The organism is Vibrio sp. 1069 (genome assembly GCF_033340555.1).
In genome coordinates, this window is record NZ_JAWOWP010000528.1 from 1 (window position 1) to 631 (window position 631).

1 pseudogene is annotated in these 631 nt (G+C 52.5%); it reads right to left on the reverse strand.

Annotation, left to right across the window (positions count from 1 at the left end):
• Positions 1 to 603 (reverse strand): annotated as a pseudogene (locus R7040_RS27555) (conjugal transfer protein TraG); the annotation flags it as partial.
• Positions 604 to 631 lie beyond the last annotated feature (28 nt).

Genomic DNA, 631 nt, shown 5'->3' on the forward strand with positions numbered 1-631 from the left:
GTAGGCTTGGTATCTTTGCTGTAGTGAAGCCGCCTCGTCTTTAACCGATTGCGGCGCGGCATTTCGGAAATAGTCATTCAGTTGGTTCATGGCCGCAGGGGTTTGTGCTACTGCACCACCGAGAGTTTTAAAGTCGGTATTAGTCATGGAGCCCATTTGGTTTTGGAGCTGACTCATTGTTGTGAAGGTGTCCGATGCAGACACCAGTTCAGAAGCGGACTTGGATAGGTTCTGGGATAAGCTATCGCCCCAGGTTTGCTTGAATGACTCGCTTCCAGAACGGCTGAAACCCTGCGCTAATTGATTTGTCAACGCCTGGCTATCGGTTTGCGAATAGCTCACACCCTTCATGAACTGGGACACATCACTCGCTGACCAGCTTGAAGAGTCTTGAGTTGATGACTCTGTTGCTCCCTTCGCTTGCGCTTTGATGTCCAGGACATCACTGCCGCCGCCTGATTCGCCATTACCACCAGCAGGAACTAGGGCTGTACTGTTTGATTTCACACCAGCAGCGGCCTTCATTGCTGCCCTGGCCTTGCCAACCCTAGGCACAAGCATGGACGCAGCTTCGTCAACACCGAGTGTGCCCATAGCCCGCATGGCAAAAGCACCTTTGACAGCATCAGAG